Source organism: Streptomyces montanisoli (assembly GCF_017813245.1).
GTDB lineage: Bacteria > Actinomycetota > Actinomycetes > Streptomycetales > Streptomycetaceae > Streptomyces > Streptomyces montanisoli.
Genome location: NZ_JAGIQL010000090.1, coordinates 13,343 through 27,179 on the forward strand (window position 1 = coordinate 13,343; position 13,837 = coordinate 27,179).

General features: G+C 74.1%; 13 protein-coding genes. 1 reads left to right on the plus strand and 12 read right to left on the minus strand.

Annotation, left to right across the window (positions count from 1 at the left end):
- Positions 1–251: 251 nt before the first annotated feature.
- The 9 genes from JFN87_RS20650 to infC form a co-directional block, all read right to left on the minus strand.
- A complete protein-coding gene (locus JFN87_RS20650) occupies positions 252–782 on the minus strand; it encodes an NUDIX domain-containing protein (RefSeq protein WP_209342060.1) in 531 nt (176 codons plus the stop codon).
- 87 nt (positions 783–869) lie between these two features.
- A complete protein-coding gene (locus JFN87_RS20655) occupies positions 870–2,210 on the minus strand; it encodes an NsdA family TPR-like regulatory protein (protein WP_209342062.1) in 1,341 nt (446 codons plus the stop codon).
- A 345-nt stretch (positions 2,211–2,555) separates the two neighbouring features.
- Complete coding sequence (gene pheT, locus JFN87_RS20660) at positions 2,556–5,084, minus strand: phenylalanine--tRNA ligase subunit beta (protein WP_209342063.1); 2,529 nt, start codon at positions 5,082–5,084, stop codon at positions 2,556–2,558.
- Positions 5,084–6,235 (minus strand): phenylalanine--tRNA ligase subunit alpha, encoded by a 1,152-nt coding sequence (gene pheS / locus JFN87_RS20665; RefSeq protein ID WP_209342065.1) that lies wholly within the window; start codon positions 6,233–6,235, stop codon positions 5,084–5,086. The genes pheT and pheS overlap by 1 nt, the downstream gene beginning before the upstream one ends.
- Before the next feature lie 137 nt (positions 6,236–6,372).
- Positions 6,373–7,506: a sensor histidine kinase gene (locus JFN87_RS20670; protein WP_209342071.1), complete on the minus strand. Its 1,134-nt coding sequence runs from the start codon at positions 7,504–7,506 to the stop codon at positions 6,373–6,375.
- Between the two features lie 95 nt (positions 7,507–7,601).
- Positions 7,602–8,447 (minus strand): TrmH family RNA methyltransferase, encoded by an 846-nt coding sequence (locus tag JFN87_RS20675; protein ID WP_209342072.1) that lies wholly within the window; start codon positions 8,445–8,447, stop codon positions 7,602–7,604.
- 136 nt (positions 8,448–8,583) lie between these two features.
- Entirely contained in the window at positions 8,584–8,970 is a 387-nt protein-coding gene (rplT, locus tag JFN87_RS20680; RefSeq protein WP_030907501.1) for a 50S ribosomal protein L20, read from the minus strand.
- 104 nt (positions 8,971–9,074) lie between these two features.
- Positions 9,075–9,269 (minus strand): 50S ribosomal protein L35, encoded by a 195-nt coding sequence (gene rpmI, locus JFN87_RS20685; protein ID WP_030907504.1) that lies wholly within the window; start codon positions 9,267–9,269, stop codon positions 9,075–9,077.
- 130 nt (positions 9,270–9,399) lie between these two features.
- Complete coding sequence (gene infC, locus JFN87_RS20690; protein ID WP_209342073.1) at positions 9,400–10,080, minus strand: translation initiation factor IF-3; 681 nt, start codon at positions 10,078–10,080, stop codon at positions 9,400–9,402.
- A gap of 349 nt (positions 10,081–10,429) precedes the next feature.
- Here infC and JFN87_RS20695 point away from each other — a divergent pair, with 349 nt between their 5' ends.
- The gene (locus JFN87_RS20695; protein ID WP_209342074.1) at positions 10,430–10,807 is read left to right on the plus strand and encodes a DUF1844 domain-containing protein; all 378 of its coding nucleotides are present in this window, start codon (positions 10,430–10,432) and stop codon (positions 10,805–10,807) included.
- Between the two features lie 15 nt (positions 10,808–10,822).
- On the opposite strand, the gene JFN87_RS20700 is transcribed toward JFN87_RS20695, so the two are convergent.
- The 3 genes from JFN87_RS20700 to JFN87_RS20710 form a co-directional block, all read right to left on the minus strand.
- Positions 10,823–11,551 (minus strand): SseB family protein, encoded by a 729-nt coding sequence (locus JFN87_RS20700; protein WP_209342075.1) that lies wholly within the window; start codon positions 11,549–11,551, stop codon positions 10,823–10,825.
- Between the two features lie 22 nt (positions 11,552–11,573).
- Entirely contained in the window at positions 11,574–12,788 is a 1,215-nt protein-coding gene (gene mycP, locus JFN87_RS20705; protein ID WP_245180665.1) for a type VII secretion-associated serine protease mycosin, read from the minus strand.
- A 98-nt stretch (positions 12,789–12,886) separates the two neighbouring features.
- A partial coding sequence (locus JFN87_RS20710; protein WP_307865529.1) for a hypothetical protein occupies positions 12,887–13,837 on the minus strand: 951 nt, incomplete at its 5' end.

Genomic DNA, 13,837 nt, shown 5'->3' on the forward strand with positions numbered 1-13,837 from the left:
CGAGTCCGTGCGAGAACCACCCGTGCGAGCGCTCTCGGTGCGACTCGACCCCGAACTGACGGTCCGGGTCCTACGGCAGTTGGCCGCCGTTCGGAAGTTCCGTGAGCAGTGGCCTGTGGCCGACGCCCGTCGCCCACTCAACCCGGGCGCGGAGTCGTGTCAAGGTGGGTGCTGCGGGGGCGGACGCGAGTAGCTGACGCCACCGTTCTCGTACGGCGCACCCGCCCGGGCCGGTGCGCCGAGCGCGCCGGTCAGCCGCAGCGTAAGTGGTGCAGCATCAGCAGCCCCGCCGCCATGTTCGCCGCCGGAACGCGGCCCTCCGCGATCAGTGCGGGCACGCGCGCCAGTGGTACCCATGCGCGGCGGGACGACTCGAAGGCGTCACGGGGGTCGCCGACATGGGTCGCGCCGTCCGAGAAGAACAGGTGGTGGCGGGCGTCGGAGAGGCCGTTGGAGGGTTCGACCGTGAGCAGGTGGCGCAGTGCGCCCGGGCGCCAGCCGGTCTCCTCCTCCATTTCCCGTGCGGCCGCCGCCTCGGGGGTCTCGCCGTCCTCGACGACTCCCGCCGCCAGTTCCCAGCCCCAGCTGTCGGTGATGAAGCGGTGGCGCCAGATCATCAGCACCTCGTCGTCGTCGTTGACGGCGGTCGCCACCGAGACCGGGCGCTGCCGGATCAGGAAGTGGTCGAGGTGGCGTCCGTCCGGGAGGCGGACGTCCGCCAGATTGACCTGAAACCAGCGGTTTCCGTACACATTTCTTTCGCTCAGTTTCGTCCACTGCATGTTTCTGCCACCTTTCCTGAGGTCCGGTGGCACTATCCCGCGACTTGGCGGCGCGTCACAGGCGCATCAGGGCGCATCCGGGCGCGTCTAGAGGGGCACCCGGAGCGCGGTGTCGATGAGGCCGGCCGCCGCGCGCGCGTCGGTGGAGCCGCTCGCCGTGAGCTCGTCGCGCACGCCGCGCAGCCGGTCACGCAGCCGCTGCGACTCCATGCCCCGTGCGCGCTCGGCCATTTCGGCGGCCGTCCGCGCCGCCCTGTCGGGTTCTCCCTGGCAGAGTTCAACCGTGCTGAGGATCGCCAGCCGGTGCACCTTGCCCCGGTTGTGCGCCGGGGAGCGCACCGCCAGCGCCGCGTGCGCCCGCGCGGCCGGCAGGTCGCCGAGGCCGAGCAGCGCCTCCGCCACCTGGACATTGAGCAGGCCGGGCTGCACGTAGCCGGTCTCGTCGGGCTCCTGCCCGGGTCTGATGCGCTCCGCCTCCCGCTCGGCGCACCGGATGCGCTCGCGTGCCGAGGCGCTGTCGCCGAGCTGCGCGTACGCCTTGGCCTGCATCGCGTAAAGGTCCGTGGCGAGCGCGGGGCTGATGCCGTCGCCCGCCGTGCGCAGCGCCGCCTCGGCGAAGGAGACCGCCTGTCTGGACTCGCGCAGGAACAGCGACTGGTTGACGAGCAGGGCGATGACGTACGCGCCGAGCGCGCGGTCCCCGCTGGCCTTGGCGAGGCGCAGGGCCTGGTGGAAGTAGCGCTGGGCGAGGCCCTGGGCGTCGGAGTCGTACGCGCAGATGCCCGCGACGGCGACGAGTGCGCCCGTGGCGCGGTGCAGCTGCCTGCCGAGCTCGTCGCCGTAGCTGCCGCGCAGCAGCGGGGCCGTCTGCACGCCGAGGAAGCGCACGACGCGCGCCCGCGTGGCCACTCCCCCGGCCCGCCGGTACATGTGCTCGTAGTGCGCACGCGCGGAGCGCAGCGTCTCGATGTCGGACGGACGCACCCTGGCCACGCCGCCGCGCGACACGTCCGGGTCGTCCGGCGGGTTCTCCCACTCCCATACGGGCATCACCGCAGGCGTTCCCCGCACCGCGGGCACCTCGACGGCCCGCGCCCCGCGCTGCTCGTCGCCGCGCCACAGCGCGGTGGCGCGCTCCACGAACCCGGCGAGCGGCGTCGCGCCCGGGGCCGCCTGGCCGCACGGCACGCCGAACCCCGCCTCGTCGAGCGTCACGGGACGGCCGAGCCGGTCGCCGAGGATCCCGCAGATCAGGTCGGGCACCTGGCCGCGCGGCCGCTGGCCGCGGAGCCAGCGCGAGACCGCCGTGTGGTCGTAGCGCAGGGCGGCTCCCCCGGCACGACCCGCCCGGTTGACCCGGAGGGCCAGGCCCGCATGGGAGACGCCCGCCTCCGCGAGCAGGGCGTCAAGCAGGGTGTTGGGCTGCATATCCCCTCCGGTGGCTCGGCTGGTTCAGATTAGTGAACACACGCGCGCACGGGGTGTGAACGCCGAGTCCGTAACCGAAAGGTGCGCGCCCTGCCCCCGGGTGCGCCCCCGCGGTTGACTGAACGCCCTCGCAAGAGGCGGCCGGGCCGCCGGCTCCCCCTCGTACAGTGGGCGGCCCCTACCCCGCGTCGTCCGCCCTGCCGGCCTGCCCGACGCTCCACGGCAGGGCGGGCGGCGCCGGCCGTGAGGGATACGGCTGCGTCAGGAAACGCGCGAGGGGCGCCCGGCGGATCCACTCCGTCGGGCGCCCCTCGCGCGTTCAGGCGTACCTGCGTACGCGCGCCGTCACGCCCCGCGCAGCACCGCGCCCGCGCGGTCGGCGGCCAGCGCCACCGCGGCGTCGCGCGCCGCCGTGGCCTCCTCGACCGTCAGCGTGCGGTCGGGCGCGCGGAAACGCAGCGCGTACGCGAGCGACTTGTGGCCCGCGCCGACCTGCTCCCCCTCGAACACGTCGAACAGCCGGATCGACTCGAGCAGCGGGCCCGCGCCGTCGCGCAGCGCTCGCTCCACGTCCGCCGCCGGCACGTCGCGGGCGACGATCAGCGCGACGTCCTGCGTGGCGACCGGGAAGGTCGAGATGCGGGGTGCTTGCGCGACGCCGTCGCCTGCCCGCTCGATCAGGTCGAGGTCCACCTCGGCCGCGCAGGTGCGCTCCGGCAGCCCGAGCGCCTTGACGGCGCGCGGGTGCAGCTCACCGGCATGCCCGACCAGGGTCTCCTGGCCGCCGACGACCGCGAACAGGGCGGCGCACCGGCCCGGGTGCCACGGCTCGTACTGCTCCGACCGCACGACGAGCTCGACGCCAGCCTCGCGGGCCACCGTACGCGCGGCCTCGATCGCGTCGGCCCACTGGGCCTCGCGGCCGCCGCCCCACCAGCCGGCCTGCTCGCGGCCGCCCGCGAGCACGACGGCCACGTGCCGCGGCTGGTGCGGCAACGCGTCGTCCAAGGTGGCGAGTTGCTCGTCCGTCGGCCGGTGGTCGACGGGCAGCCGCTCCGGCACGCCCTCCGCGCCCGTGGGCCGGAAGACGAGGCCCGTCTCGAACAGCGCGAGGTCGTGCGAGCCGCGGCCGTGGTTGCGTCGCAGCGCGCCGAGCAGGCCGGGCAGCAGCGTGGTGCGCAGCTCGGGCTCCTCGTCGGAGAGCGGGTTGACGAGCGTCACCGTGCGGCGGCGCGCGTCGCCCGCTGCCACGCCGAGCTGGTCGAGCACGGCCTGGCCCATGAACGGGTTGTCGAGCGCCTCGACGTAGCCGGCGCCGGCAAGCGCGCGGCCGACCCTGCGGTGCAGCCGCTGCCGCTCGGTCAGGCCGCGGCCCGAGGGGGGCGTGGGCAGCGTGGAGGGCAGGTTCTCGTACCCCTCCAGCCTGATGACCTCTTCCGCGAGGTCGTTGGGCTCGCGCAGGTCGGAGCGCCAGGACGGCACGGTGACGATCAGCTCGTCCTGCCCGTAGACGTCGCAGCCGATCTGCTGGAGGCGGCGCACGACCGTCTCCCTGCCGTACCTGACGCCCGCGACGCGGTCGCAGTGGTCGGCCGGCATGGCGATGGTGTGCGGAGCGGACGGCGCGATGATCTCGGTGACGCCGGCCTCGGCCGACGCGCCCGCGAGCAGCACCAGCAGGTCGACGGTGCGCTGCGCCGCCGCCGGGCCCGCGAGGGGGTCGACGGCACGCTCGAAGCGCCGGGACGCCTCGGAGGGCAGCTTGTGGCGGCGGGCCGTGCGCGCGATGGACAGCGGGTCGAAGTGCGCGGCCTCGATGACGACCTCGGTGGTGCCGGAGACCTCGCCGGTCTCCGCGTCGGTCACCGTGTCGGCGATCTCGGTGTGCGCGCCGCCCATCACGCCGGCGAGGCCGATGGGGCCGCGCTCGTCGGTGATGACGAGGTCCTGCGCGTCGAGGACCCGCTGGACGTCGTCGAGGGTGGTGAGCTTCTCGCCCGGCTCGGCGCGGCGCACGCCGACGGGGCCGCTGAGGCGGGTCCTGTCGTACGCGTGCAGCGGCTGCCCGAGCTCCAGCATCACGTAGTTGGTGATGTCGACGGCCAGGGAGACCGGCCGCATGCCGGCCTTCTGGAGCCGGCGCGTGAGCCAGAGGGGGGAGCGGGCCTCCGGCTGCACCCCGTTGACCGTGCGCAGGGTGATCCGGTCGCAGCCGATCGGGTCGGAGACCTGCGCCGGGTACCCGTGGGAGTTGGGCGCGGGCACGTCGAGCAGCGCGGGGTCGCGCAGCGGAAGCCCGTAGGCGATGGCCGTCTCGCGGGCGATGCCGCGCATCGACAGGCAGTAGCCGCGGTCGGGCGTGACGGCGATGTCGAGGACCTCGTCGACGAGTTCGAGCAGCTCGATGGCGTCGGTGCCGACCTCGTGCTCGGGGGGCAGCACGATGATGCCCTTCGTGCCGTCATCACCCATGCCCAGCTCGTCGCTGGAGCAGATCATGCCGTGCGAGACCTTGCCGTAGGTCTTGCGCGCGGAGATCGCGAAGCCGCCGGGCAGTTCGGCGCCGGGCAGGACCACGACGACCTTGTCGCCGACGGCGAAGTTGCGGGCGCCGCAGACGATCTCCTGCGGCTCGCCCGTGCCATTGGCGGTCCCCACGTCGACCGTGCAGAAGCGGATGGGCTTCTTGAAGCCCTCCAGCTCCTCGATGGTGCGCACCTGCCCGACGACGAGGGGGCCCTTGAGCCCGGCGCCGAGCTGTTCGACGGTCTCGACCTCGAGGCCCGCGGACACAAGTCTGGCCTGCACGTCGCGGCCGGTCTCCGTCGCCGGCAGCTCGACGTACTCCCGCAGCCAGGAAAGCGGGACCCGCATCAGATCTCCATCCCGAAGGGCCGGGTGAACCGGACGTCACCCTCGACCATGTCTCGCATGTCTTCGATGTTGTGGCGGAACATGAGCATCCGCTCGATGCCGAAGCCGAAGGCGAACCCGCTGTACTTCCGCGGGTCGACGCCGCACGCGGTCAGCACGTGGGGGTTGACCATGCCGCAGCCGCCCAGCTCGATCCAGCCCTCGCTGCCGCAGGTGCGGCACGGCCGGTCCGGGTTGCCGACGGACGCGCCGCGGCACACGTAGCAGACCATGTCCATCTCTGCGGACGGCTCGGTGAACGGGAAGTAGTTCGGCCGCAGCCTGGTCTTCAGGTCGGCCCCGAACAGCGCCTGGACCATGTGGTCGAGGGTGCCCTTGAGGTCGGCCATGGTGAGGCCCTCGTCCACGGCGAGCAGCTCGATCTGGTGGAAGACCGGGGTGTGCGTGGCGTCCAGCTCGTCGGTGCGGTAGACCCGGCCCGGGCACACGATGTACACGGGGGGTTCGCGTTCGAGCAGGGTGCGGGCCTGCACCGGGGAGGTGTGGGTACGCAGCACGACGCCGGACTCGGCGCCGTCCGTGGCGCCAGGACCGGTCCCCCGGGTGCCTTCCGGTCCCTGGACGAAGAAGGTGTCCTGCATCTGACGCGCGGGGTGGTCGGGCAGGAAGTTCAGCGCGTCGAAGTTGAACCACTCGGCCTCGACCTCGGGGCCCTCGGCGACCTCGTAGCCCATCGCCACGAACACGTCGGCGACCCGCTCCATGAAGGTGGTCAGCGGGTGGCGTGCGCCGGCGGGCGTGCGGTCGTAGGGCAGCGTGACGTCGACGGCCTCCTCGACGAGGACGCGCGCGTCGCGCTCGGCCTCCAGCTCCGCCTGGCGGGCGGCGAGCGCCTTGTTCACGGCGCCGCGCGCCTGGCCGACGCGCTTGCCCGCGTCGGCCTTGGCCTGCGGCGGCAGGGCGCCGATCTCCCGGTTGGCGAGCGCGAGCGGCGAGGTGCCCGAGGTGTGGGCGGTCTTCGCGTGGGCGAGGGCGTCGAGGTCGCCCGCGGCGGCGAAGGCGGCGACGGCCTCGTCCCGCATCCGCTCGACGACTTCCGGTTTCAGTGCCTCGACCTCGACTGGGTCGTACGACTTGTTGGGTGCCGACATCTCTTCCCGTGCTTCCGATTGGCTGGCGAAACGACCATGCCCGACCGCTCGATCGCTCCCGATCGCAATGAGGGCGCGAACGCGCGCCAGGGGTCGAGTCTAAAGGTCCGGTGAAGGTGGCAGAGCCCGCGGGCCGCTCAGGCCATGAAGGCCGGCGCGCCCACGGGCAACGTAAATCGGAACTCGGCGCCGCCGCTCGGCCCCCTGCCGACGGTGATCGTCCCGCCGTGGGCCTCGACGATGCCCTTGACGATGTAGAGGCCGAGCCCCGTGCCGCCGCGCTTGCTGCCGCGCCAGAAGCGGGTGAAGACGCGGCCCATCGACTCCTCGGGGATGCCGGGGCCTTCGTCGCGCACGGTGACCGCCGTTCCCTTCTCGGTGCTCGCGCCTGCGGTACTCGCGCCTGCGGTGTTCGCGCCCGTGACAGGCGCGTCGTCGTCGCCCGCGGCCGAGGCCTCGGCGGGCGCCACCTCGATCGTGACAGTTCCCTCGCCGTGGCGCACCGCGTTTTCCAGCAGGTTGCCGAGCACCTGGTCGACCTTGTCGGGGTCGGCCCACAGGTCGGGCAGCGGCTGCTGGACGCGCACGAGGAATCGGTCGGGCGGCTGCCCGGCCGCCGTGTGCGCCTGGACGTGCCGCCCCACGGCCGCCGCGATGTCGACGGGCTGGCGGCGCACCTCGAGGCGGCCCGAGTCGATCCGTGAGATGTCGAGCAGCTCGGCGATCAGCCGCGTGACGCGGTCGGCGTCGGCGTCGACGGTCTCCAGCATCAGCCGCTTCTGGTCGTCGGTGAACCGCTCCCACTTGGCGAGCAGCGTCGCCGTGAACCCTTTGACGGAGGTGAGCGGGGAGCGCAGCTCGTGCGCGACGGTCGCGATCAGTTCGGCGTGGCTCAGCTCGGTGCGGCGCCGCGCCTCGGTGCCGCGTACGCAGACGACGACCCTGCTGACGGGCCCGGTGGGGCGGGCGCGCACGTAGCGCGCGGAGACGAGCACCTCGTGGCCCGACGGCAGCAGCAGGTTGCGCTCCGGCTGGCCGGCACGGATCGCGAGCCCGCCGTACGGGTCGGTCAGCGCCCACCAGCGGCGTCCCTTGAGGTCTTCGAGTGGCAGCGCCGTCTCGAGCGGCCTGCCGAGCGCGGTGGACGCGCGCACGCCGGTGATGCGGGCGGCCGCCGCGTTGAAGGCGACGACCCGGCCGCCCTCGTCGGCGACGACCAGTCCGTCGGGCAGGTCGTCGGGATCCACCCCGCTGCGCGTCCCGGCAGTCATCCCCGTGTGCCCCTTCCCCGAGTGAGCGCGGTGGGCGCTGAGGGCGCAAGACTACTAGGCGTCTCGCCCCGGCCGGAGGGGTTCCGGCGGTGTGCTCAGGAGCCGTTCGGGCGAGCGCCCCGGCGCTGGGCGCGGGAGGACGCGTAGAGGCAGACGGCGGCCGCGGTGGCGAGGTTGAGGCTCTCCGCCTTGCCGTGGATGGGCACGCGCACGACCGCGTCGGCGAGGGCGCGCGTCTGTTCGGGCAGCCCCCACGCCTCGTTGCCGAAGACCCAGGCCGTGGGGGCGCTCATGGTGCCCGCGTCCAGCTCGTCGTCCAGGTCGGCGCTGCCCGCGCCGTCGGCGGCCAGGACGCGGACGCCCGCGGCGGCGAGGCCCGCCACCGCGTGTTCGACGGGGACGCCGACGGCGACCGGCAGGTGGAAGAGGGAGCCCGCGGAGGCGCGTACGGCCTTCGGGTTGTAGGCGTCGACGGACGCGTCGGTCAGCACGACGGCGTCGGCGCCCGCCGCGTCCGCGCAGCGCAGCACCGTGCCGGCGTTGCCGGGGTCGCGTACGTGCGCGAGCACGGCCACCAGGCGCGGCCGGGCCGCGACGATGTCCTCGAACGGTGTGTCGAGGAAACGGCACACGCCGAGCAGTCCCTGCGGGGTGACGGTGTCCGCGAGGTCGGCGACGACGGCGTCCGGCGCGTGGTGGATCAGTGTGCCGCCGGCGTGGGCCGCGGCCACCAAGTCCGCGTGCCGCTCGGCCGCCTCCGCGGTGACGAACAGTTCGAGCAGCGTCGGCGTGGCTCCCGGCGCGTGGGCGATCGCCTCGCGCACGGCCTGCGGCCCCTCGGCGAGGAACCTGCGCTCCTTGGCGCGGAAGGACCGCTTGGCGAGCCGCCGGGCGGCCGTGACGCGCGCGGAGCGCGGGGAGATCAGCTCGGGGGCGGCCATCGGCTGCGAGTCCCTCTCTCTGTCGCCGCCCGCACGGGCTTTCACCGTCCGCACGGGCAAAACCGCTGGTGAACGCAGAAGACCCGCAGGCGGCACGCCTGCGGGTCCCGTGCGGTGAGGCTGCTGTCCGGCCGGATCAGGCCGCGGCCTTCGGCGCGTTGACGTCGCTCGGCAGCGCCTTCTGCGCGACCTCGACGAGCGCGGCGAAGGCACCGGCGTCGTTGACCGCGAGCTCGGCGAGGATCTTGCGGTCCACCTCGACGTTGGCGGCCTTCAGGCCCTGGATGAAGCGGTTGTACGTCATGCCGTTGGCGCGGGCCGCGGCGTTGATGCGCTGGATCCAGAGCTGGCGGAAGTCGCCCTTGCGCTTCTTGCGGTCGTTGTAGTTGTAGACGAGGGAGTGGGTGACCTGCTCCTTCGCCTTGCGGTACAGGCGCGACCGCTGGCCGCGGTAGCCGCTGGCCTGCTCGAGGATCGCCCGGCGCTTCTTGTGCGCGTTGATTGCCCGCTTGACGCGTGCCACGTGTCAACTCCTTGTAGCGGGGCCGTGGTCGGTGCACACGACCCGGAAGTGGTGGGTCCCGGTGGGTCGGGGTCGCGGTCCCCGTGAGGCGGGGACCCGGGACCTCACAGCCCGAGAAGCTTCTTGATCTTCTTGGTGTCCGCCGGGGCCATCTCGGCGTTGCCGCTGAGACGACGCGTCACCCGCGAGGACTTGTGCTCCATCAGGTGGCGCTTGCCGGCGCGCTCGCGGAGCACCTTGCCCGAGCCGGTGACCTTGAAGCGCTTGCTGGCACCCTTGTGCGTCTTGTTCTTCGGCATGCGCCGTTGTCTCCTCGTCAGTGGCGCTCCCCGGCCGGCGGGCTCGCCGGCGCGCGGAAGCGTCAGTTCTTTCGATAGGGGTCCCGGGGCGGGCCCGGAACCGGAGGCGTTCCCGTGGAGCGTCCTCGGCTCACGCCTCGGCTGATCCGTCGGCCGCCTGGGCCGCGGACTCGCCGGTGTCCGCCTGGGCACCCTGGCGTACGGCCTTGCGGGCGGCCTGGGCCTCCCGCGCCTCGGCCATGGCCTCGGTCTTCTTCTTGTGCGGCCCGAGCACCATGATCATGTTCCGGCCGTCCTGCTTCGGGTTGGACTCGATGAAGCCGAGGTCCTCGACGTCCGATGCGAGACGCTGCAGCAGCCGGAAGCCCAGCTCGGGCCTGGACTGCTCGCGACCGCGGAACATGATGGTGATCTTGACCTTGTCGCCCTGCTTGAGGAACCGGACGACGTGACCCTTTTTCGTGTCGTAGTCGTGCGGGTCGATCTTCGGCCGGAGCTTCATCTCCTTGATGACCGTGTGCGCCTGGTTCTTGCGCGCCTCACGGGCCTTCATGGCCGACTCGTACTTGAACTTCCCGTAGTCCATGAGCTTGCACACGGGCGGACGGGCGTTCGCCGCGACCTCGACCAGGTCGAGGTCGTACTCCTGGGCGAGTTCCAGGGCCTTGGCAAGCGGCACGATGCCGACCTGCTCGCCGCTGGGACCGACGAGTCGCACTTCGGGAACGCGAATCCGGTCGTTGATGCGGGGCTCGGCGCTGATGGATCCTCCTCGGTTGGGACTGACCGGCTGTCTGGCAGACAGCCGCATCGATTTGTCTTCCTGACCAACCGCGGCGGAACATGAAAAATGCCCCGGGACGGACACAGGCAGGAGCTCCAAGGGATACCGGAGCACCGCCGTGTTCCACACGGGGCGCGTCGGGCGGCTCCATCATCCGTACGGAACGATGGGCGCCACCTGACCGGTGACCCGCCACCCGTGAGGGCGGCCAGGTGGGAGATCGGAGCCTCCACTTGTGGGCCGGAGGCGTGCGCATCCGGCCGGTCGTCACACAAGGTTAGCACCCGCCGCGCCGCCGGGCGAACCGGCCGCCCCTGCGCCGCCGGGGCCTCGGCGCCGGGGCCGGGTGCGGGTGGCGCCCATTAGGGTGAGGGGCATGAGTGACGCGACGCCCGCAGCCGGTCAGGCTGCCGCACAGCAGCCCGACTACGACGCCCTGACCCGCGACATCGCGGAGGTCCCGGCCGTCGAGGTGATCGTCACCGTCGCGGTCAACCTGATGAGCGCCGCGGCCGTGAAGCTCGGCCTCACCGAGGAGGGCGACGCGCACAAGGACCTCGACGAGGCGCGCAAGCTGATCCACGCGCTGGGCGGGCTGATGGACGCGAGCGCCACCGAGATCAGCTCGTTCCACGCGTCGCCGCTGCGTGATGGCCTGAAGTCCCTGCAACTGGCGTTCCGCGAGGCGTCCGTGGTCAAGGACCAGCCCGGCCAGGGCCCGGGCGAGAAGTACACGGGCCCGGTCTACGGCTGAGCCGAACGCGCCGCGTCAGCCGCGCGCGTACAGCGGTTCGCCCGCGGGCGCGGCCCCCTCGGGCAGCAGCGCGAGGTCGAGGCCGTGCACCAGGCGTGCCCTGAGCGTCTCGTCGGCCGCGAGCGCCTCGGCGACCCTGCGGGCCGCGGGGCCGCTCTCCCCGTCGAGGACGAGCGCCAGCAGGCCGTCGGCGCTGCCGGGACCGAGGTACGCGCGGACGACGGCGGGCTCGGCGGCGACGACGTCCCGCACGGCGCCGGTGACGGCCGGGTCGGCCAGCGGATCCGTGTCGCCGCGTCCCTCGGCGAGCGCACGCAGCGCGCTCCCCGTGACCTGGTAGGCCACAGGGCCCGCCAGGTCGAGCACCAGCGTGTCCGCGCCCTCGTGCGCCGCGGCACTCAGCGCCTGGTGCAGCGGCACGGCGACGGGCCGCGCGGACGGGTCCCAGGCGGCGAGCGCCGCGGTGGACGTGAAGGCGGGCAGCGCGCGCCGGCCGCCCGCGGTGAGGGTGGGCACGGCCATGTCGCTGGACTTCTCCCTGCGCAGCCCGCTGCCGTCGTCCTCCTCGGCCTCGCCGAGCACCGCGACGACCGGGACGAGGAGCCTCGCCTCGCGGAGCGCGGCGAGCACGCGCGGCTCGGCCGACCGGTCGTGCGCCCAGGCGGCGAGTGCCGCGGCGAGTTCGGGGGCGGCGGTGCCGTCGTCGTCCGCGAAGCCGGAGTCCGGGATGTTCTTGAGAGCCACGCGAGGAGCCTACGTTCCCGCCCTACGCCCCGGACCGGCCGCCCCACGGCACGCCCCGGCGGCCCCAGCGGCTCTCCCGGCCCTCGCGGTCCTCGCGGCCCTCTCGCCCGTCGCCGCCCGGTCCCGGCCGCCTGCCCGTGATCCACAGGGCCCCGGCGGCCGCGAGCAGCAGCACGCCGGCGCTACCCGCGAGCGCCGCGGGCCAGACGGCGGGCGCGGCGGGTTCCTTCGGCGGCGTGGGCCCCTGGCCGAAGTACCGCCCGGCGTACCCGGCGGCCTGGCCCGTGGTGGCGGCCCGGGAGAGCCGGGCGGCGTCGGCGAGGGCGGCCGCCGGGTCGACGAGGCCGTAGCCGGTGGCGTCGTCCCGGCCGCCGGCGGGCGCGTCCCGCGCGGTGTCCTCGAGCAGCTTCTTGATCTGTGCCGGGGTGAGGTGCGGGTAGGCGGACCGCACGAGCGCCACGGTGCCCGAGGTGAACGCGGCGGCGGCGCTGGTGCCCCACCCCTCGTAGTAGTGGCGGTCGGGGTCCGCTATCACGACGTCCACACCGGGCGCGCTGACGTCTGCGTACCAGCGGCTGGTGGAGAACGAGGCGCGCGTGCCGTACCGGTCGACGGCGGCGACGGCGATGACGCCCGGGTAGGCGGCCGGGTAGGAGATGTGGTCGCCCTTCTCGCCGCTGTTGCCCGCCGAGGCGACGACGGGCACGCCCTTGGCGAGCGCGTACTGCACGGCCTCGTCCTCCTGCCGCTCCGGGTGGGCCGAGGCGCTGTCGTCGCCGAGGGAGAGGTTGATGACGTCCGCGCCGTGGTCGACGGCCCAGCGGATGCCGAGCGCGAGCGCGTCGCCGCGTGTGGTGCGTGCCTTGTCGCGGGCCGGGTCGGTCCCTTCGAGGATGACGCGGACGGGCAGGATCTTGGCCTGCGGGGCGAGGCCGAGCACGCCCTCCGAGTCGCCGGGCCCGTGGCCGTGGCCCGCGATGATGCCGGCCATGGCGGTGCCGTGCCTGGCCCAGGCGCGGTCGCCGTGGTGCGCGCCGAAGCCGATGAAGTCCTTGCCCGCGAGCACCTGGCCGGTGAGGTCGGGATGGGTGGCGTCCACGCCCGTGTCGAGGACGGCGACGGTCACGCCGCGGCCCTTGCTGCTGTGCCAGGCCTGCTTGGCGTGGAGGACGCCGAGGCCCCACTCCTGGTCGCGTATGGCGTCGGCGCTCGCCGGGGACGCGGGAACGAGCAGCAGGAGGGACGCGGCGGCGAGTGCGGCGAGGGCCCGCGTGAGGCGGAGGCGCGTGAGGCGGAGGCACGTGCGGCTCGGGCGCGCGCATGCGCGGCGCGGCCTCACCGTGCCTCCGCCGCGGCGGCCGCGGTGCGGGCGTGCACGGCCCGTTCGACGCGGTCCGCGATGCCCGCCGCCTCGAACCCGAGCCCGGCCTGCGCGGCGGCGCTGGTGCCGTGCGGGCGCATGGCGTGCTCGGCTGGCTCGGGCGCGGCGACCTCGCGGCCGTCGGCGAAGCCGGTCACGGAGAACACGACGACGGGCGCCCCGGTGAGTACGTCGATGGACCAGGTGGCGCGCTGCCGCGACCCGAACGAGGCGGCGGCCGTGCCGGGCACCGGGTAGGCGGCCGGCAGCAGTGACGTGTTCTCGGCGACGTGCCGGCCGGCGAACGCGGTGCGCAGGGCGGACATGGCGGCGGGGCTCGCCTTGGTGAAGACGAGGCCGACCGTGGTCACGTCGCTCGACGTGGCGTCCTGGTAGGTGGCGCGTACGACGCGCAGGCAGCCCGCCGTGCGCACCGCGGCGGCCAGGGCCGGGTCGAGGGCGCCCGCGCAGCCGCTGTCGGGGGCGACGCCGAGCCGGGTCCAGGTGCGGTCGGCGCCGTCGGGGCCTGCCCCGGCGCCGTCGAGCACGGGCGGGAAGAGGGTGTCGACGGGCGTGCTGTGCCAGAGCGCGCGTGCGGCGTCGAAGCGGCTGACGGACGTGGGGCGTGCCTGGTCGCCGGCGAGGAGCCTGTTCCCGGCGATCGCGCCGCCGATCAGGCCGAGGCCGAGGACGAGCAGGGCGATGACGGCCGCGGTGCGGCGCGGGGAGCATCCGTGCTCCGCGTGCGCCTCGTCGGCGGTGGCCGGCCGCGGCAGGGGCTGTTCGGCCGATCGCTGACGCGGTACGGGCGGCGGCGCGACGGCGTAGGGCCATGCGGCGGCCGGTGGGATCGTGCCGGACGGGAGCGTGCCGGACGGGGGCGCGGCGGGTGGCGGCCCCGCGGGTGCGGGCCCCGCGGGTGCGGG